The organism is Azospirillum brasilense, from assembly GCF_003349955.1.
GTDB lineage: Bacteria > Pseudomonadota > Alphaproteobacteria > Azospirillales > Azospirillaceae > Azospirillum > Azospirillum brasilense_B.
In genome coordinates, this window is the sequence record NZ_QLKQ01000073.1 from 1 (window position 1) to 19,111 (window position 19,111).

The 19,111-nt window shown below is 68.3% G+C and carries 14 protein-coding genes; 10 read left to right on the top strand and 4 right to left on the bottom strand.

Annotated features, from left to right (window positions below):
• Positions 1-2,278 (bottom strand): NAD-dependent epimerase/dehydratase family protein (locus DXK32_RS25405; RefSeq protein WP_114861048.1); only part of this gene is annotated, 2,278 nt, incomplete at its 3' end.
• A 131-nt stretch (positions 2,279-2,409) separates the two neighbouring features.
• A complete protein-coding gene (locus DXK32_RS25410) occupies positions 2,410-4,773 on the bottom strand; it encodes a GumC family protein (protein ID WP_162801341.1) in 2,364 nt (787 codons plus the stop codon).
• Between the two features lie 550 nt (positions 4,774-5,323).
• On the opposite strand from DXK32_RS25410, the gene DXK32_RS25415 reads away from it, so the two are divergent.
• The 9 genes from DXK32_RS25415 (at position 5,324) to DXK32_RS25455 (ending at position 15,631) form a co-directional block, all read left to right on the top strand.
• Positions 5,324-6,271, top strand: a complete 948-nt coding sequence (locus DXK32_RS25415; RefSeq protein ID WP_014241848.1) for a UDP-glucuronic acid decarboxylase family protein — start codon at positions 5,324-5,326, stop codon at positions 6,269-6,271.
• 77 nt (positions 6,272-6,348) lie between these two features.
• Positions 6,349-7,926, top strand: a complete 1,578-nt coding sequence (locus DXK32_RS25420; protein ID WP_162801342.1) for an undecaprenyl-phosphate glucose phosphotransferase — start codon at positions 6,349-6,351, stop codon at positions 7,924-7,926.
• Positions 7,927-7,975: 49 nt separating this feature from the next.
• Positions 7,976-9,055 carry an NAD-dependent epimerase/dehydratase family protein gene (locus DXK32_RS25425; protein ID WP_114861051.1) on the top strand — a complete coding sequence of 360 codons (1,080 nt, stop codon included), beginning with the start codon at positions 7,976-7,978 and terminating at the stop codon, positions 9,053-9,055.
• Positions 9,052-9,858, top strand: a complete 807-nt coding sequence (locus DXK32_RS25430) for a WecB/TagA/CpsF family glycosyltransferase (protein ID WP_040136180.1) — start codon at positions 9,052-9,054, stop codon at positions 9,856-9,858. The genes DXK32_RS25425 and DXK32_RS25430 overlap by 4 nt, the downstream gene beginning before the upstream one ends.
• A 197-nt stretch (positions 9,859-10,055) precedes the next feature.
• Entirely contained in the window at positions 10,056-11,300 is a 1,245-nt protein-coding gene (locus DXK32_RS25435; protein WP_114861052.1) for a glycosyltransferase family 4 protein, read from the top strand.
• A gap of 59 nt (positions 11,301-11,359) precedes the next feature.
• The gene (locus DXK32_RS25440) at positions 11,360-12,439 is read left to right on the top strand and encodes a GDP-mannose 4,6-dehydratase (protein ID WP_114861053.1); all 1,080 of its coding nucleotides are present in this window, start codon (positions 11,360-11,362) and stop codon (positions 12,437-12,439) included.
• Between the two features lie 27 nt (positions 12,440-12,466).
• On the top strand, positions 12,467-13,462 hold the full coding sequence (locus DXK32_RS25445) for an SDR family NAD(P)-dependent oxidoreductase (RefSeq protein ID WP_114861054.1): 996 nt from the start codon (positions 12,467-12,469) through the stop codon (positions 13,460-13,462).
• Positions 13,463-13,542: 80 nt separating this feature from the next.
• On the top strand, positions 13,543-14,979 hold the full coding sequence (locus DXK32_RS25450; RefSeq protein WP_114861070.1) for a UDP-glucose dehydrogenase family protein: 1,437 nt from the start codon (positions 13,543-13,545) through the stop codon (positions 14,977-14,979).
• A 163-nt stretch (positions 14,980-15,142) separates the two neighbouring features.
• Entirely contained in the window at positions 15,143-15,631 is a 489-nt protein-coding gene (locus DXK32_RS25455; RefSeq protein ID WP_247877338.1) for a DNA-binding response regulator, read from the top strand.
• Here DXK32_RS25455 and DXK32_RS25460 read toward each other — a convergent pair.
• The gene (locus DXK32_RS25460) at positions 15,600-16,376 is read right to left on the bottom strand and encodes a response regulator transcription factor (protein WP_114861056.1); all 777 of its coding nucleotides are present in this window, start codon (positions 16,374-16,376) and stop codon (positions 15,600-15,602) included. The genes DXK32_RS25455 and DXK32_RS25460 overlap by 32 nt on opposite strands.
• 857 nt (positions 16,377-17,233) lie before the next feature.
• Here DXK32_RS25460 and DXK32_RS25465 point away from each other — a divergent pair.
• Entirely contained in the window at positions 17,234-17,857 is a 624-nt protein-coding gene (locus tag DXK32_RS25465; RefSeq protein ID WP_247877342.1) for a response regulator transcription factor, read from the top strand.
• A 75-nt stretch (positions 17,858-17,932) separates the two neighbouring features.
• Here the strand turns inward: DXK32_RS25465 and DXK32_RS25470 are convergent, their stop codons facing one another.
• Positions 17,933-18,805, bottom strand: coding sequence for a response regulator transcription factor (locus DXK32_RS25470; protein WP_114861058.1), 873 nt, complete (start codon positions 18,803-18,805; stop codon positions 17,933-17,935).
• Positions 18,806-19,111 lie beyond the last annotated feature (306 nt).

The window sequence follows — 19,111 nt, forward strand, 5'->3', positions numbered from 1 at the left end:
GTGTCGTCTCGGTGGGGGCGGGCAGGGGAGCGGGCTGACGGTCTTCATTGGCGGGGCGTGCGGCGGCTGGTGCGGCTGGCGCGGTGCGCGGCACATCGCGGTAGGCCCAGCGCAGATAGTCCGCGGTCAGCGCCATGCCGTCCTCGAAAGTGAAGCGCGGCTCGTAGCCGAGCAGGCGCCGCGCCTTGGTCAGGTCGATGAGCGCCTTGGCCTGATAGAGCGCCAGCTTCTGCGCGTCGGGCAGCCAGAGCTGGTTGCGGCTGGCCTTCTTCTTCAGGAAGTAGTGGACCATCACGAGATGGCGCAGCCGCGGCGGCAGGCTGTCGAACCCCCCCTGGAGCACCCGGCGGGCCGGGCGCCAGCGCACAATGATCTGGATGATCTTCTTGGGGTCCTGAAGCACCATGGCGATGTCGCGCCGCAGGCTCTTCATCTCCTTGCGGATGGCCTCGGCGGGCTGGAAGCGCAGGCTGTCCACGCCCAACGCCTCCTGGAAGCGCCCGAACACGGCGGCCCAGGGCGGGGCGTCGGGGCCGGAGATTACGAAGCGCTCCCCGATCGCCTGCGGGCTGCGGGTCGCCGCGATCATCGCGTCGACCAGATCATCGATGTAGACGGCGTTGCACAGCCCGCTCTCCTGGGGCAGCACCACCGTGCCGCTCAGCAGCATCTCGGCGGGGGCGTTCGTCCAGGGCTTGCAAAAGGGGCCGTAGACGATGGAGGGCTGGAGCACCACCCCCGGTAGGCCGCGCGTGCGCGCCGCGTCGAGCACCATCGTCTCCAGGTCGAGCTTGTTCTGGACGTAGCTCCAGGCCCGGTCGCCGTCGCGCGTCTCCTCCGACAGCGGGCCGTCCGGCAGTGGTTCGTAGACCGAGAAGGTGCTGAGATGGACGAAGCTCTCCACCCCGTTGGCGAGGCTGGCGTCGATCAGCGCGGTCATCCCGTCGATGTTCTGGCGGCGCGACCGCACGTCGTAGGCGCAGTGGAAGACCCAGTCGGCGCCGGCCACCGCCTTGCCGATGGCCTCGCGGTCCAGCAGGTCGGCGCGGACGATCTCCACCGGGAAGCGGGCCAGACGCACCGCTTGCGCGATGTCGCGGACGATGCAGCGGACCTTGGCGCCATGCTCCAGGCACAGCCGCTCGACCAGCCGCCCGCCGATGAAGCCGGCAGCGCCCGTCACCACCACGGTCGGGCCATCGGTGCGGGGGCCATCGCTGCGGGAAGCGGCGGCGGGCGCCGGGCCGTCCACCCAGGGCAGGGCCAGCGGCTTGCGGCTGGCGTAGCAGCGCTCGATCAAGGCGGTGGAGGGCAGGGCGTCACGCCCGCCGACGGCGGCCGGGCGCCCCTCGCGGATGGCGTCGGCGAAATCCTTCAGCTCCGCCTGGAACAGGTCGCCGAAGATCTGCGGCGGGATGTGGTTGGCCGAGAAACCGTCATGGACGAAATCAACGATCTGCGGCACGTCCGAGGCGATCTGGTTCTCGTAGAGATGGACCTCGACGCTGCCCTTGGTGCCGTGGACGCGGATGGTGTTGCGCAGGGCGCGGGTGCGGCTCAGCTCCAGCGTACCGGTGGCGCCGGAGGCCATGGTCAGGGACAGCCGGCAGTCGGATTCCAGCCCGCCGTGGCTGTCGTCGCTGTAGTCGACCTCCGCCGCCTCCCCGAACCACCACAGCAGCAGATCCAGCGTGTGCGACCCGGTGTCGAGCAGCACGCCGCCGCCCGCCCCGTCGCGGCGCAGCATGGCCGGCGAGCTGATGCCCCAGTTGTAGACGAAGCCCTCCCGCGCCTCGAAGCGCAGGACGCGGCCGAGCTGGCCGGAGTCGATCAGCGCCTTCAGCCAGCGGACGCCGTTGACGTAGCGGCGCATCAGCCCGACCGCGAGCACGCGCCGGCGCTCCTCCGCGGTGTGCACCATGCGCTCGGCGTCGGCCAGCGCGACGGCCAGCGGCTTTTCCATGAAGACGTGCTTCCCGGCCTCCAGCAGGCTCTGGCCGACCGGCGCGTGGACCATCGGCGGGGCCGCCACCAGCGCCGCGTCGAACTGGTCCGCCGCCTCCCGCCAGTCGGCCACGGCGACGGCGGCGCGGTTGCGGCCGAGCATGGCCTGCACCGCCCCCAGCCGCCCCGGCGTGGGATCGACGAGCACGCTCGGCTGCCAGCCCAGGCGGAGCAGCGCCGGCAACAGGTGATGGCTCACGATGCTGCCGCAGCCGATGATGGCAAGCCGCGGGAACTCGGCGTTGGTCATGGAATCCTCGCTTTTGGCTGACATCCCCTCTCCCCTCCGGGGAGAGGGTTAGGGTGAGGGGGATGCGCGTGTCGGTCCGTCCGGCAAAAGCGCACCCCCCTCACCGGCCCTGCGGGCCACCCACTCCCCAGAGGGGAGAGGGCTGGTTGGGTGGGCTAGGAATGCCGCGCGGGCGCGTGCAGGGCGTAGTAGTAGGTGTCGTCCTTGTGGCCGTACTTGACGTGCTTGGACGCGACGACCCGCGACAGCACGACGCCGCCGACCGCGCTGTCGACCGACTTCAGCTTGTTGAAGCCAGCCGTCACGGTGTCCAGCGGGGTGTGCTGCCAGCGGACGACGTAAATCACGCTGTCGGCCAGGAAGGACAGGGCCAGCGCGTCGGAGAACAGCATCACCGGGGCTGAGTCGATCACCACCACGTCGTAGTTGTGGCGCGCCCATTGGATCAGGTCGCTCATCGCCTGGGAACTGATGCGGTCGTGCGCGTCGGGGGTGCCGACGGCGTTGCCCAGGACGCCGAGGTTGGTGGTCTCCTGATGGATCAGGTCGTCGATGCCGACGCGGCCGTCCAGCAGGTCGGCGACGCTGCCCTGCGGCTGGTAGCCCAGCAGCGTCGCGATGGAGGGGCGGCGGAAGTCCGCGTCGATCAGCAGCGTGTTCAGCCCCAGTCCGGCCAGCGACCGCGCCAGATTGGCCGCCAGCACCGACTTGCCCTCCTTGGGAATGGAGGAGGTGACGAGCAGCACCTTGGGCGGCGTTCCCCGCTTGCGCGGCATGCAGGCCATGGTGCGCACCGTCTGGATCGCCTCGCGGAAGGCGCCGATCTCGCGGGCGCGGCGGCTGTCGGGCCGATTTTCAGGATACAGCGGCAGGTTCCACGTAGCCTCGTTGCGGGGAAGCGACGGAACCATGCCGAGGCAGGGGACGCCGGTCGCCCGCTCCACCTGGGAGGGCGTGCGCAGGCCGGAGCTGAGCCGTTCCAGCAGCAGCACCAGCGCCACCGCCAGCGCCGTGGAGCCGACCAGCCCGACGCCCAGCGACATGCGGAACTGTGGGAAGGCCGGGCGAATCGGCGGCAGGGCCGGGGCGCTGAGATGCGCGTCCAGCGCGCCGGTGTTCTTCAGCGCCATCGTCTGCTCGTAGCGTTCGGCGAGGCTGCGGTAGAGCGTGCGGTGCGCGTCGGCGGCGCGTTCCAGGTCGCGGAGCTGGATGCCGGTCGCCTCGATGCCCTTCTGCTGCTCCTGCAGGTCGGCGATGCCCTTCAGCAGGGTGGCCTCGCGGATGCGCGCCACCTCCAGATCGGCGTCCAACCCCTTCTGGATCTTGCCCACCTCGTCGCGGATGCGCACCTTCAGCTCGCCGATGCCGCGGCGGAGGTTCACGATGTCCTGATGCTTGTCGCCATAGACCTGCTGGAGTTCGGCCAGCCGGCGTTCCAGCATCGCCTCCGCCTCGCGCAGCTTCTGGATCAGCGGGGAGGCCAGCACCTCCGGGATCGCCGCGGCGTTGTTGGTGGCGGTCTGCTCGCGGGCCTGGCGCACGCGGGCCTCGGCCGCCGCTTTCTGCGCCTGCGCGGCGGTCAGCTGGGTGGCGAGTTCGTTCATCTGCTGCTGGACCATGTTGCGGCCGTCCGGCGGCAGTTCCAGCAGGCTGTTCTCCTTGCGGAAGCTGCGGATGGCCTCCTCCGCGCCGCGCACCGCCTCGCGCGCCTCGATGAGCCGTCCGCCGAGCCACTGGTTGACCCGCTCGGTCAGGTCGCGGTTCATCTCCGTCCGGTAGTCCAGATAGGCTTGGCCGAAGGCGTTGGCGATGGCGGCGGCCTTGGCGGGATCGACCGACGACGCCTCGATGATGATGGTGAAGGACCGGTCGTCGTTGCGCGCCTCGATCCGGCGCAGCAGCGTGTCGATGGTCAGCAGGCGGGCTTGGTCCGGGTCGCCGGCGTTGGGGCTTTCCTCCGCGCGGAACAGCGCGGTCGCCTGTTGGACGATCCGGCGCAGCACGTCGTTGCCCTCCGGCGGCAGCGCACCGACACCGGCCTTGGTCACCCGCTTCAGCCAATGCTCGTCCGCGCCGTCCGGCGCCTTGATCGTCGGGTTGAATTCGGGGTCGTTGAGCAGGCCGAGCTTTTCCACCACCCGCTCCGCCAGGGCGCGCGAGCCGACGATGGACACCTCGCTGCGCACCGCCGGCGCCTCGGGCGTCAGGTTGGACACCACCGACTTGAACTCCGCCAGCTCGACCCGCCGGGAATCGAGCTGCACCATGGCGGTGGCCCGGTACATCGGCTTCAGCGACTGCATGACGTAGGTGATGGTCGCCGTCCCCAGCAGGATGATGGCGAGCAGCAGCAGCTTGCGCCGCCACAGCACGGCCAGAGCGGCGAAGACGGTCGCCTCCTGACGGCCGCGGACGTCGGAGGACTCCGCCGCGCCGGACTGCAGAAGACTGTCCGGAAGGACGCTGGCGTGCGCTTCGTGGCCTGGAAGCGTTCCGCCTTTGCCGATCGAAGAATTCACGTCGTCGCCCCTTTCGTCTTGCTGGCTGGCGATCCGGCCCGGGGTGGGCGTAGCGGATGGCTGCAAAAAGACGGACTGCGTCTTTTTGTTTTCTTTGGAGATAACTGAGAATTCGGCCGCTTTTTAAGGAGCGGGGCCAAATGGTCCGTGATGTTCCGCTGCGGCAACCGTTGCCGGACAGACTTCGAGTACCGTGAATGGCGCCGCGCAACAATTGAAAAAAAGAAGGCCCATCCGTCTCTGTGCTTACGACGGCGACCGTCATAAATAATCATATCCGATACCCCGTCCGCGTGTTTGACGGTCAACTCCGCGCCGGTCACAGTCTGCCGGGTGCAGCGGAGCCGGTTCAGGCTTCGAAACACCGCACAATTCCAGACATAGCCGTGCATTCCCGCGCAACGGGCCAAGTGATGCTCCGTATCGTGTGCCGGAACGCCGTGCCTCGACGCTGGATTTTAAAACAATCGCGGAAGCGGTATGGCGGATTGTCTCCGCAGTCTGCCGCCATCCGGTTGCGATTTCCCGGACAACTCCATGGAGAGGCTCAATGACGTCCACGACTGAGCGCGTTCTTGTGACAGGTGGCGCCGGCTTCATCGGATCGCACCTGTGCGAGCGTCTTCTGGCCGCCGGGAAGGAGGTCCTGTGCGTCGACAACTATTTCACGGGAGCGCGTTCGAATATTGCGCATCTTCTCGACAACCCGAAGTTCGAGGCGGTGCGCCACGACATCACCTTTCCCCTCTATGTCGAGGTGGACGAGATCTACAACCTCGCCTGTCCGGCCTCGCCGGTGCACTATCAGTTCGACCCGGTGCAAACGACCAAGACCAGCGTGCACGGCGCCATCAACATGCTGGGTCTGGCCAAGCGGGTGAAGGCGACGATCCTCCAGGCCTCGACCAGCGAGGTCTACGGCGATCCCTTCGTCCATCCGCAGCGTGAGGATTATTGGGGCAACGTGAATCCCATCGGCCCGCGCGCCTGCTATGACGAGGGCAAGCGCTGCGCCGAGACGCTGTTCTTCGACTACAACCGGCAGCACAAGGTCGCCATCAAGGTCGCCCGCATCTTCAACACCTACGGGCCGCGCATGAATCCGAATGACGGGCGCGTGGTGTCGAACTTCATCGTCCAGGCGCTCAAGGGTGATCCGATCACCATCTACGGCGACGGGTCGCAGACGCGGTCCTTCTGCTACGTCGACGATCTGGTCGAGGGGCTGCACCGGCTGATGGAAACGGACGGGACGGTGACCGGCCCGATCAACCTCGGCAATCCTGGCGAGTTCACCATCCTGGAACTGGCGGAGACCGTCATCCGGATGACCGGATCGCGCTCGCGGATCGAGCGGCACCCGCTGCCCCAGGACGATCCGCGGCAGCGCAAGCCGGACATCACCAAAGCCCATGCCTACCTGAAATGGATGCCGCACGTGCCGCTCGAAGAGGGGCTGGAGCGCACCATCGCCTATTTCGCCAAAACCTATTTCTGAGCGCGGCGACTCAAGCCGGCAGCGCCGCCGCATCGCTGGGGTGCGGCGGCAGGGAATGGGCCAACAGGGAACGGCGGATGTTCGAACTCCCTTCACGAGACAGCTCGGCGAAGCCGGATTACGGCGCGCGCGTGGGGATGGCCTTCCAGGGCCCGCGCCCGGACTCCGCCTCGCCGGTCGCCGCGGCGGCGTCCGCCCCCGCCCTGCTGTGCGGGCTGGTGGCCGCGGACGCGCTGATGGTCGTCGGGACGGGGCTGGCGGCGGAAAGCATCGCCACCCGTCTGCTGCGGGCCGCCCCGGCCGATGCGGCCCTGTTCGCAGGCGTTTTCAACGTCGCGGTCGGCCCGTTGGCGGTGCTGTCGCTGATGTGCTTCTACAGCGCGGGCTGCTACCGCAACCTGCGTCCCAAGACGATGCGGCGGACCATCGGTTCGCACGCCGGGCCGCTGTTCGGGGCCTGGACGGCGGCCTTCCTGGTGCTTGTTCTCATGCTCGGCGTGACGGGGGACCTGCGGCGGCTGGACACGGCGGCGGCGGGGACGCTGTGGCTGTGGTACGGGATCGGCCTGTTCGGGCTGACCGCGTTGCGCGGCCTGGTCCTCCGGCTGGCGCGCGACTGGAATCTGGCCGGCGGCTTGCGGCAACGGACCCTGCTGGTCGGCACCAACGATCTGGCCTTCGAATGGCTGGACCGGCTCCAGCGCGCGGAGGGGGCGGGCTATCAGGTGATCGGCGCCGTGTCCACCGCGGCGGACCGTCCGCCGTCCGTCGCCGCTCCACCCCTGGCCACCGCCCGGATGGCCGGGGTGCCGGTGCTGGGTGGCGTGGCCGGGCTGGTCGAGCAGGTGCGCAAGAACCGCATCGACCTCGTGGTGGTCGCCCTGCCGTGGAGCGCCGAGGCCGAGATCACCGACATACTGGAACGGCTGCGCGTCCTGGCGGTCGACGTCCGCCTGCTGCCGCACCGGCTGATCGCCCGCACCGCCGGCCTGTCGGTCGATGCGACGGCGGGCATTCCGTTGCTGGGCGTCATCCATCACCCGCTGGCCGGCTGGCGCGGCGTGCTGAAGCGGTCGGAGGACCTGCTGGTCGGCGGCGCGGCGCTGGCGGCGCTGGCCCCGGTCCTTCTGCTGGCCGCCGCGGCCATCAAGCTGGAAAGCCCCGGCCCGGTGCTGTTCCGCCAGAAGCGCTTCGGCTTCAACAACGAGGAATTCGAGATCTGGAAGTTCCGCACGATGCACACCGACCGCGGAGACCAGTCGGGCGCGCAGCGGACGGTGCGCAACGACCCACGGGTGACGCGCGTCGGGCGCTTCCTGCGCCGCACCAGCATCGACGAACTGCCGCAGCTCTTCAACGTCCTGCGCGGCGACATGTCCATCGTCGGGCCTCGGCCCCATCCCGTCGCCATGAAGGCCGGGGACGTGCTGTACCACGAGGCGGTGGAGAACTACGCCTGCCGCCACCGCGTCCGCCCCGGAATCACCGGCTGGGCCCAGGTGAACGGGCTGCGCGGCGAGATCGACAACCTCCACACCGCCGCCCGCCGCGTCGAACACGACCTCTACTACGTCGACAACTGGTCCCTGGGGCTGGACGCCGAAATCATGGTGCGCACCGCCCTCCTCCTTTTCTGGGACCGCAACGCCTACTGACGAACCTCCCTGCTGAACCAACAAACAAACCGCGAAGGAGTTTGACGTCATGTCCGTCGCCCTTGTCACCGGTTCCTGCGGATTGATCGGGTCGGAGAGTTGCCTGCATTTCGGTGCGCTGGGAATGGACGTCGTCGGCATCGACAACGACATGCGGCGCACCTTCTTCGGCGACGAGGCCTCGACCGCGTGGCAGCGCCAGACCCTGGAACAGACGCTGCGCCAGCGCTACCGCCACCACGCCATCGACATCCGCGACGCCGCGGCCATCGACGCGCTGTTCGAGCGGCACGGTTCGGCCATCTCCCTGATCATCCACACGGCGGCCCAGCCCTCGCACGATTGGGCGGCGCGCGACCCGCAGATGGATTTCTCGGTGAACGCCAACGGCACGCTGAACATGCTGGAGGCGGCGCGGCGCCATTGCCCGGACGCGGTGTTCATCTTCACCTCGACCAACAAGGTCTACGGCGACACGCCGAACCGACTGCCACTGATCGAAACGGAGACGCGCTACGAGATCGACCCGTCCCACCGCTACGCCGGCGGCATCGCCGAGGACATGTCGATCGACGCCACCCTGCACAGCCTGTTCGGCGCCTCGAAGGTGGCCGCCGACGTGCTGGTCCAGGAGTACGGCCGCTACTTCGGGATGAAAACGGTGTGCTTCCGCGGCGGTTGCCTGACCGGGCCGAACCATTCGCCGACCCAGCTCCACGGCTTCCTGGCCTATCTGATGCGCTGCGCCGTCACCGGCACCCGCTACGACGTGATCGGCTACAAGGGCAAGCAGGTCCGCGACAACATCCACAGCAACGACCTGATCGCCGCCTTCCACGCCGTCTACGACGCGCCGCGCAGCGCCGAGGTCTACAACATCGGCGGCGGGCGCGCGAGCAACTGCTCCATCCTGGAGGCGGTGGCGCTGTGCGAGGAGATCACCGGGCGCCCGATGGAACTGACCTTCAAGGAGGCCAACCGTATCGGCGACCACATCTGGTGGGTCAGCTCGCTCGACCGGTTCCGCTCCCATTACCCGTCCTGGGACATCCGGCACGACGTGCGGAACATCCTCACCGACATTCACGACAGCAATCGGCGCCGCTGGCGCGTGGAGGCCGTGGCATGATCGACCATGGGAAAAAGGAAGTGCTTGGCGTCTACGTCAACGCCGTCGATTACGAGGCTGGCGTGCGCGCGATCATCGACGCGGCGGAGCAGCAGAAGCCCTTCGCGGTCAGCGCGCTCGCCGTCCACGGGGTGATGACCGGGGCGCTCGACCCCGAGCACCGTTACCGCCTGAACGCCATCGATCTCGTGACGCCGGACGGCCAGCCGGTGCGCTGGGCGCTGAACCGCCTGCACGGCGCCGCCCTTCCGGACCGCGTCTATGGTCCGAACCTGATGCTCCGCACTTGCGCGGCGGCGGCGGCGAAGGGACTGCCCATCTACCTTTACGGCGCCACGGCGGGGCTGCTCGACACGCTGACCACGGCGCTGACCGAGCGGTTCCCCGGCCTGATCATCGCCGGCGCCCGCCCGTCCGCCTTCCGCACCCTGAGCGCCGAGGAGCGCGCGGCGGTCGACCGCGAGATCATCGACTCCGGCGCCCGCATCGTCTTCGTCGGGCTGGGCTGCCCGCGCCAGGAGACCTGGGTCTACGAGCACAAGGCGGCGCTGTCGATGCCGCTGATCGCGGTCGGCGCCGCCTTCGACTTCATCGCCGGGAAACAGCCGCAGGCTCCGATGTGGATGCAGAACAACGGCCTGGAATGGCTGTTCCGGCTGTCCACCGAGCCACGGCGGTTGTGGCGGCGCTACGTCATGCTGAATCCGGCTTTCCTGTTCCTGCTGGCCTGCCAGGCGGTGCAGATGCCGCTGGTCCGCAGCGGCCAGGCGCGCCGTCCGAAAGGAGAGCTTCGATTTGGCTAGACGGTGACGGTTGTTTGGTGATTGCCAAAGAGAAGCGCCGTTATTAAAAATGAAAACTCCTTCGATGCTGTGTCTGTGAGTGCCGTTTTAAAATGAAACGGCCTTGCATCGGCGGATTTCCCTGAACGACCTCGGAACAGCGCCGTGAACCGCGACCGATGCGGTCCGCGCTTCCATGACAGTCGAGGATTCCTGCGATGAGCCTGAAGATCCTGTCGGCGATCGTCGTGCCGCCGCATCTGGCGGTCAGCGGCGCCAGCAAGGCGGCGGAGAAGCTGAGCGTCGCGTTGCAGGCGCACGACCGCATCGACATCGCGAACATGGGCATGGCGAGCCGGGTTCCGATGGACCCGGGCAAGCCGGGCGAACGGATCGAGGTGCGGACCTCCAGCCCCTTCGCCGGGCTCGATTCCGTCCTGCCCAACCGCGCGAAGACGCTGTTCTACCAGTCGAGCATCCCGGCGCTGATCCGCCACGGCTCCTACGATCTGGTGCACATCCACAACCCGATCCCGGCGCTGGAAATGATGCGGGTGGCCCGCGCCTGCGTGGCGAAGGGCGTGCCCTACGTGGTGTCCACCCATGGCTTCGTGGAGATCGGGAACCCGGCGGCCTTCCGGCGCATGGACGCGGCGCGGCGGCTGGCCTGGGACCTGCTGATCGACCGCCCGGTCCGCTACGTCGTCCGCAACGCCGCGGCCATCTGCGCGATCTCGCCGGTCGACCTGCCCATCGTCCGCGGCTTCGGCTTCAGGGGGGACGACATCGCCGTCATTCCCTACGGCGTGGACCGCCCGACCGACTGGGGCGCGCCGACCCCGGCGGACCGGGACATCCACCGGAGGTTCGGCATCCCGGAGCGGGAGGAGGACGGCGGCCCCGTCACCGCCTTCTTCCTGGCCAACCACACGGCCAACAAGGGGCTGGGCGTGCTGCTCGACGCCTTCGTAGGGCTGTCGATGCCGTTCCGCCTGATCGTCGGCGGCGAGAAGCGGGACTTCGTCGATTACGAGGCCTACCAGCGCCGCTGCGGGCCGGGCCAGACCATCCACCTTACCGGCAATCTGGCCGAGGCGGAGGTCGCCGCCATGTTCCGGCGCTCCGACCTGTTCGTCTTCCCGACCCTGGCCGACACCTTTCCCAACGTGATCCTGGAGGCGATGGCCTTCGGCGTCCCGGTGGTGGCGACCCGGGTCGGCGGCATCCCGCATCAGGTCGATGACGGCTGCGCGGTGATTGTCGAACCGGGCGACCCGCTGGCCCTGCGCGCCGCCGTCGAGCAGTTGGCCGCCGACCCCGAGCGGCGGGCGCGGATGGGCCGTCACGGCCGTCTGCGCGCCACCCAGCGCTTCGACTGGGCCGCCGCCGCCGCCGACACCCACCGGCTCTATGAGGCGGTGGTCCGCCGCCCGGCGGGCGCCGCCGTCCTCAGGGCCGCCTGAACCCCTGCCAAAAAATCCCTGCCCAACCGGTAAAAGCCGCAGCAATGGAGAAGAGACCTATGGAAGGCAAAACGCTCGTGACCGGCGGGGCCGGCTTCGTCGGCTGCAATCTGGTCAAGAACCTGCTGGAGGACGGGCGCGACGTCGTCGTCCTGGACGCCCTGCTGCGGCCGGGCAGCGAGCGGAACGCGGCGTGGCTGCAAACCCTCAACTCCGGGTCCCGCCTGACCTTCATGAAGGCCGACGTGCGCGACTTCGCCGCCGTCAAATCCTGCATGGCCGGGGCGGAGGAGGTCTACCACCTCGCCGGGCAGGTGGCGGTGACCTCGTCGCTGGACGATCCGCGCACCGACTTCGACATCAACGCGCTCGGCACCTTCAACGTGCTGGAGGCGGCCCGCCGCATGAAGACCCCGCCGAAGGTGGTCTTCACCTCGACCAACAAGGTCTATGGCGGGCTGGAGCACGTGGCGGTGGAGCGGACCGGCAGCCGCTACCGCTTCGTCGACCGCCCGCTCGGCGTTTCGGAGGCGGAGCCGCTGGACTTCCACTCGCCCTACGGCTGCTCCAAGGGGGCGGCGGACCAGTATGTGCGCGACTACGCCCGCATCTACGACCTGCCGACCGTCGTCTTCCGGATGAGCTGCATCTACGGCCCGCGCCAGTTCGGCAACGAGGACCAGGGCTGGGTCGCCCATTTCATCATCTCGGCGCTGAGCGGCCGGCCCATCCACATCTACGGCGACGGCATGCAGGTGCGCGACGTGCTGTTCGTCGAAGACCTCGTGCGCGCCTTCCGCCTCGCCACCGAGAAGATCGAGGTCAGCCGCGGGCAGGTCTTCAACATCGGCGGGGGGCCGGAGAACACCATCTCGGTCTGGCGCGAGTTCGGGGAGATGCTGTCCACCCTGCGCGGCGCGCCGGTGGAGGCCGACTTCTCCGATTGGCGGCCCGGCGACCAGCCCTGCTACGTCAGCGACATCCGCAAGGCGGAGCAGGTGCTCGGCTGGCGCCCGCAGGTGGACCGCGACACCGGCATCCGCCGCCTGTGGGATTGGGCGGAACGCTACCTCGCGCAGAACGGCCTGCCCACGGACCAGACCCAGCTGGAACCGGGCCGCATCGCCCTCAGCGCGTAACCCGACCCCTGTGCGGTGGAGGAACCAATGAACGTGCTTGTAACGGGCGGGGCCGGCTTCATCGGCTCCCACATCACGCACCGCCTCGTGTCGCTCGGCCACCGGGTGACGGTGATCGACAACGAGTCCACCGGGCTGCGCTCCAACGTGCCGGCGGAGGTGCGCTACATCCGCGGCGACGTCACCAACCCCGCCGACCTCGACAAGGCGTTCGAGGAAGTGCCCGACGCGGTGATCCACATCGCCGGGCAGGTGTCGATCATCCGCGCCTTCAGCAACCCGGTCGGCGACCTGCGCACCAACGTGGAGGGGACGGTGAACGTCCTCCAGCAGTGCGTGGAGCGCGGGGTGAAGCGCCTGCTCTACGCCAGCTCGATGAGCGCCTACGGCAACGCCGAGGTGGTCCCGACGCCGGAGGACACGCCCTGCTCCCCAGTGTCCTACTACGGGGTGACGAAATACGCGGGCGAGCGCTACGTCCATCTGACGGCGGCGCGGAACGACCTGCCGGGCGGTCTGGCCGTCACGTCGTTCCGCATGTACAACGTCTACGGGCCGCGGCAGGCGGTGGACAACCCCTACCAGGGGGTGCTGGGCATCTTCCTGGGCAACATCATCCGCGGCGAGCCGATCCACATCTACGGCGACGGCAGGCAGACCCGCGATTTCGTCTTCATCGACGACGTGGTGGACGCCTGGGTCGGCGCGCTCGACAACCCGGCCAGCCACGGGAGGATCTTCAACCTCGGCAGCGGCCGGCAGACCAGCATCAGCGAACTGGCCGACCTCGCGCTGGGGGCGCTCGGCCGGACGCGGGCGGACCATCCCGTGCTCCACCATCCCGAACGTCCGGGCGAGCAGCGCAGCGTGCAGGCCGACGTGACCTACGCCGGGTCGGTGCTCGGCTGGACGCCGCGCACGCGGCTGGAGCAGGGGCTGGCGGAGACCGTGCGCTGGGCGCTGCGCGAGAGCGGCCAGGCGGATGGCCGTGCGGACGGCGTGGCGGAGCGCGCCGTGGCCTGAGGGTCATTTTTCGGGCGGGCCAATTTTCGAGCCGGCCAGGGATGGCTTCGGCAACGCCATCAAGCAACAGGAGTGGAATGATGCGGATCGCTGTTGTGGGGACCGGCTATGTCGGCCTCGTGTCCGGTGCCTGCTTTGCCGAATTCGGCATCGACGTGTGCTGTGTGGACAAGGACGAAACGAAAATCCGGCGCCTGAGGGGCGGCGAGATCCCCATCTACGAACCCGGCCTCGACATCCTCGTGGCGCGCAACATGGCGGCGGACCGTCTGTCCTTCACCTCCGACCTCGCGGTCGCCATGGAGGGGGCGGACGTGGTGCTGATCGCGGTCGGCACCCCCTCCCGTCCCGGCGACGGCGGGGCCGACCTGACCTACGTCCACGCGGCGGCGGCGGAGATCGCGCGGACCATGTCCCGCTACACCGTCATCGTGACCAAATCGACCGTGCCGGTCGGCACCGGACGCCAAGTCGCCGCCATCGTGCGGGGCATCAACCCGCGCGCCGAGTTCGACGTGGTGTCCAACCCGGAGTTCCTGCGCGAAGGCTCGGCCATCGGGGACTTCATGCAGCCCGACCGCGTGGTGATCGGCGCCGAGTCCGACCGCGCGCGGGCGGTGATGGACGCCCTCTACCAGCCGCTGATCCGCGCCGGGACGCCCTTCGTGCGCACCGGCATCGAGACGGCGGAGCTGACGAAATACTCGGCCAACGCCTTCCTGGCCTTCAAGATCACCTTCATCAACGAGGTGGCCGACCTGTGCGAGCGGGTGGGGGCCGACGTGCAGGACGTGGCGGCGGGCATGGGGATGGACGGACGCATCGGGCGTCCGTTCCTGAACGCCGGGCCGGGCTTCGGCGGCTCCTGCTTCCCCAAGGACACGGAGGCGCTGGTGCGCACCGGGCGGCAGCACGGCGCGCCGGTCCGGCTGATCGAAACGGTGGTGGACGTGAACCGGGCGCGCAAGCGGCTGATGGCCGGGCGAATCCTCCAGGCCTGCGGGCCGGACGCGACGGGAAAGCGGATCGCCGTGCTGGGCATCACCTTCAAGCCCGACACCAACGACATGCGCGAGGCGGCAAGCCTGGAGATCATCCCGCTGCTTCAGGAGGCCGGCGCCACGGTTCACGCCTACGACCCCGCCGGCATGGAGGAGGGGCGCCATCTGCTGCCGGACGTGGTCTGGCACGATGACGCCTACGGCCCCCTTGCGGAGGCGGATTGCGTCGCCATCCTGACGGAATGGAACGAGTTCCGCGCGCTGGATCTGGGCCGCGTGCGCAGTCTGATGCGCCGTCCGGTGATGGTCGATCTGCGCAACGTCTATGTCCCGGCGGCCATGGCGGCGGCGGGGTTCCACTATTGCTCCGTCGGGCGGCGCGACGTGCGTCCCGATGCGGCGAAGCGGCGCAAGGCGGCGGAGGCGATGCTGCTCAGCAACGGATTCGCGGGCGACGCCTGTGTCCTGCCCTTCTCCGGACAGCTCGCGGCGGCCGCCTCCGACCTCGCGGATTGACGCGGGCGCGACGCCCGCCGACTCCGGCCACGCACCGGTGCCTTGAACGGACCGTCTCCACCACGGCGGCGGTCCGGTACGGGATGCCGGTTGGGATCTCCCGATTCCGAAAGACGCAGCCATGATTGGCTTGGACGCGCTGGCCGGCAACCGAAGAGACGCCATGCCCCGTGTGCCCCCCGGCGCACGGGGCGGCTCCCGTTCTCCCCGTCCGGATGGACGGACCGGCGGGCGGACGCCGATCACGGTGTTGCTGATCGACGACCGCTCTCTGTTTGGCGAAAGCCTCGCCGCCGCGATCAACGCCTTCGCGCCGGACGTGGCGGTCAGCCATCAGCGCAGCGCCGCGGCCCTGGCCGACCTTCCCGCCGTCCTGCGCGGCGCCGACGTGGTGCTGGTGAACATTGGACGCGCCGATCCGGCCAAGGGCGGCATCGGCCAGCTTCTCGGCGCGTTGGCGGGGGGCGGCTCCCATCCTCCCGTCGCGCTCCTTGCCGACCGGCCCGGTGCGGCGGCGGCCGACGCCGCGGCGCGCCTTGGGCTGCGCGGGGTGCTGAGCGGACGGATGCCGCTGGCCGAGGTGATCGCCGCCCTGCGGCTGATCCACGGCGGCGGTACGGTCAGTCCCGATCCCGGCCGCAATCCCGGCTGAGCGCTTGCGGAACGGTGGGGTCGGCCAGCCGCCAGGCCTTGCGCACGGCCTCGGCGCGGTTGGAGGCGCCAAGGGCCCGCAGGATGCCGCGCACATGGACCTTCGCCGTGTTCTCGCTGATCCCCAGCTCCTGCGCGATGACGCGGTTCGATTTCCCTTCGCGAAGCCGTTGCAGCACCCCGCGCTGACGCGCGGTCAGCGCCGCGCCGCCGGAGGGCGTGGGCGGATCGTCCTCCGTGGCCTCGTCACTTTGCAGCAGGCGGTGCAGGAAAGGGGAGGGGAAGAAGGTGCCGCCGCCCGCGACCAGGCGCAGCGCCTCCCGGGCGACGGCGAGGCCGACGCTGGTCGGCAGACACCCCCGGACACCCAGCCGGCTGGCTTCCAGCGGCAGGTTCGCATCCTCCCCGTCGGACAGGACGAGCAGCGGCGTGCCGCCGAAGGCGCCGGCGAGGCCGCGCAGCGTCGCCAGGACGCTGCCCCCGGGCGGGGTCAGGCTGGCGACGTTGCACAGCACGACGGCGGGTGCGGAGTCTTCGGCAAGCACCGCCTTGGCCTCGTTCAAGGACGCCGCGGTTCGCACGCACAGGGACGGGTCGCGCAGGCTGAGGCCGGCGGACAGGCTTTCACGGGTCAGAGGTGTTTCGTCCAGCAGCAGGGCCGCGATGCCCCGGTGCCCGTTGCTTGCCGGGCCGGGAGCGTATGCAGCGCCACAGGACGATGGAGCCGCCTGCCCGTTCGATGCCATAAGGCCTCTCTCCCAACCCGTTTTCCAAGTCTGATGCTGCACTGCACCCTTGATGGCGTCAACGTCAATCCCGTGCTCAAGTAACCACGTCGGCCTGCCCTTTTACCTCCTATTTGACATGTTTTCCTTCGGTTTCCGTGTATTCGGGAGAGGAGACGGCGGCGGACATCCGGAAGCGCACTGTCTTGCTTCGATGGACTTCCCATTGGTCAGAGCGTGCCGCGTTCCGACTTTCACCATTCGGACCTGTTCTTTCGGTGCCAAGGAGAGGGCGGGGCGCTGGCGATCATACCCGGCGTGACGGCGGGACGAGGTGAAACACGCGTTCTACTCCGCCCCCATCCTCACAAAGGCGTACGAAACCTGCGAAGCAGGGCGTTGCGGGCACCGGAATGGGTACGGAATAAAACGGCGACCCGCCGCAACCTTGCATCGAAGTGCGTATTTACCGGACCGGCTGTTCTGGTAACGTTGAAAACATCAAATGCAAACCGCGCAAGCATTCCTGATGATCTTCCAACAGAAACAATCCATGTGGTCGGCAGGGAAAGGCGCTGAAAATGAAAAAAATGAAATCTTTCCGAGTATCCGCGAGCGGACGCGCTCACCCGAAAATTGAACTTCCTCTCATCGGTGATGGCGGATTGCGATCCGCAGTCCCGGTTTGAAGAGATGAGAAGAATGGACGTTTGACCGAAAGGGGGAAGCGGATGACAACGGACATCAAACAGCAATCTGAGGTTGCTGCACAGGGCGTTGCTTCAGGGATTGCCACAGGCATCGCCGTGGTCCTGGCGGACCCGAACAGCCTGACGCGGGACTGTTTCTCGCTTGGCCTCGGCACGCTGTGCCAGGATATGACCGTGCGGTCGGTGGCTTCGCTGAGGGACGCCGCCGGCGTGCTGGCGCGGGACGGGCGGACCGAGGTCGTGTTGTGCAACATCGGTGCACAGGCGGGTTTGAACGACGTGATGTGCGCGTCCATCCGCGACGCCGTTTCGGCCTGTCTGCCGGTGCCGCTGGTGATCATCTCGGACCGCGACGACGGTGGGATGATCCTGGAAAGCCTGCGCCTCGGGGTGCGCGGCTACATCGTGCCCAGCCTCGGGCTGGGGGTCATGCTGGAGGCGATCCGGCTGGTCGCCGCCGGGGGGACCTTCGTGCCCGCCACCTCCCTGCAATCGCTGATCGCGCCGGTCCCGGGCGGCATCGCCGTTCCGCAGACGCCGCCGGGCGCTTCCATGCCGGCGACCGACCGGATCGGCGGGCTGACGCCGCGGGAAATGGCCGTGCTGACCTGCATGCGCGAGGGCAAGTCGAACAAGCTCATCGCCTACATGCTGGGCATGTGCGAGAACACCGCCAAGGCCCATGTGCGCAACGTGCTGAAGAAGCTGGGCGCCACCAACCGGACGGAGGCCGCCTTCATGGCGCACGCCCATCTGTCCCGTGGCGAGGTCCTGGAATCGAACCAGCCCTGACCTGTCGATTCCGTGATCGAACGGTGCGGGAACCGGCCGCGCCGTTCTTTCGCGCGCCGTTCTTTAGCGTTGGGCTCAGTTCTCCTCGCGCATGACGCGGCACACCGCTTCCGTCCGGTTGGTGGCGCCGAGCCGCCGCAGGATGTTCCGGACATGCACTTTGACGGTGCTTTCCCGCATTCCCAACTCGTGGGCGATAACCTTGTTCGGCTTGCCCTCCTGGAGGCATTCCAGAACGGTGAGCTGGCGCGGGGTCAATTGGGTCAGATGAGGCTTTCCGTTGACCTCCGGCGCCGGAACGGAAAAGGCGGCGTGGAGCGCCGGGTCCGGCGCCCCGGTCGGCTCGATGATCATCCGGTGCAGGATGGGTGCCGGAACGAAGATGCCGCCCGCCGCGACCAGACGGATCGCTTCCAGCGCCATGGTCAGACCGACGGTGGTGGAGATGTAGCCTTGGGCGCCCTGGCGGATGGCTTCCAGCGCGGTCACCGTTTCGTCGGAATCCGACAGCATGATGAGCGGGATGCCGTCCAGCACATCCAGAAGTTCGGCCAGCCGCGGCCGGAACTCCGGATCGGAGGCGAGCCGCCCGCTGAAATTGGCCAGCGCCACGTCCGGCGCACCGTCCCGTTGCACCACGCTTTCCAGATCGGCGACGGATGCCGCCGTCAGCACCCGCACCCCCCGTCCGCACAGGTTCAGGCTGGTGGACAGGCTTTCCCGCGTCAGCGGCGTTTCGTCGTGCAGGATGGCGGTGACGATCTGGTCCTCTCCCAAGGGGCGTGCGCCTCCAGACATCCGGTAATAGGACCCGAAGGAGCCGGGATCGTTCATGGGAGCCGCGGTCACGGGATTGGCGGCCAGAAGGTGATGGGAGGTGTAGGATGTGACCGATGGAGCGCGGCGGAAGGCGTTGGGCAGGCGCGTTCCGTCTTTGCACGGCAACATACAAAATCTCCCTCGGCCATACGCCATGGACACGCCGCCCTACGGAACCGCCCAGGCCCGTGGAACCGCCCAGGATCGTTGCAAAGGCCGCCGCCGACCTCGCCGGAGCGAAGACTTTGGCCTTATTCGATCAAGTGAACCGGATCCGGCGGGAGGACGATGCTGCAAGAGGTCTGCGCGACCGCTTCGATCCTATAACATCGCAGCCGGTTTTGACCGTCAATCGCAAACAAGATCATAATACTGTGCGCGGATATCCGCAAAATACCACCAAATTAGTAAGTTTTTCAAAGCTGTAACAGTGGA

Coding starts and splice junctions, on each gene's coding strand:
- DXK32_RS25455 (WP_247877338.1), top strand. CDS start 15,143: ATGCCCCGTGTGCCCCCCGGCGCACGGGGCGGCTCCCGTTCTCCCCGT.
- DXK32_RS25440 (WP_114861053.1), top strand. CDS start 11,360: ATGGAAGGCAAAACGCTCGTGACCGGCGGGGCCGGCTTCGTCGGCTGC.
- DXK32_RS25465 (WP_247877342.1), top strand. CDS start 17,234: ATGACCGTGCGGTCGGTGGCTTCGCTGAGGGACGCCGCCGGCGTGCTG.
- DXK32_RS25425 (WP_114861051.1), top strand. CDS start 7,976: ATGTCCGTCGCCCTTGTCACCGGTTCCTGCGGATTGATCGGGTCGGAG.
- DXK32_RS25435 (WP_114861052.1), top strand. CDS start 10,056: ATGAGCCTGAAGATCCTGTCGGCGATCGTCGTGCCGCCGCATCTGGCG.
- DXK32_RS25450 (WP_114861070.1), top strand. CDS start 13,543: ATGCGGATCGCTGTTGTGGGGACCGGCTATGTCGGCCTCGTGTCCGGT.
- DXK32_RS25430 (WP_040136180.1), top strand. CDS start 9,052: ATGATCGACCATGGGAAAAAGGAAGTGCTTGGCGTCTACGTCAACGCC.
- DXK32_RS25470 (WP_114861058.1), bottom strand. CDS start 18,805: ATGTTGCCGTGCAAAGACGGAACGCGCCTGCCCAACGCCTTCCGCCGC.
- DXK32_RS25445 (WP_114861054.1), top strand. CDS start 12,467: ATGAACGTGCTTGTAACGGGCGGGGCCGGCTTCATCGGCTCCCACATC.
- DXK32_RS25460 (WP_114861056.1), bottom strand. CDS start 16,376: ATGGCATCGAACGGGCAGGCGGCTCCATCGTCCTGTGGCGCTGCATAC.
- DXK32_RS25415 (WP_014241848.1), top strand. CDS start 5,324: ATGACGTCCACGACTGAGCGCGTTCTTGTGACAGGTGGCGCCGGCTTC.
- DXK32_RS25420 (WP_162801342.1), top strand. CDS start 6,349: ATGTTCGAACTCCCTTCACGAGACAGCTCGGCGAAGCCGGATTACGGC.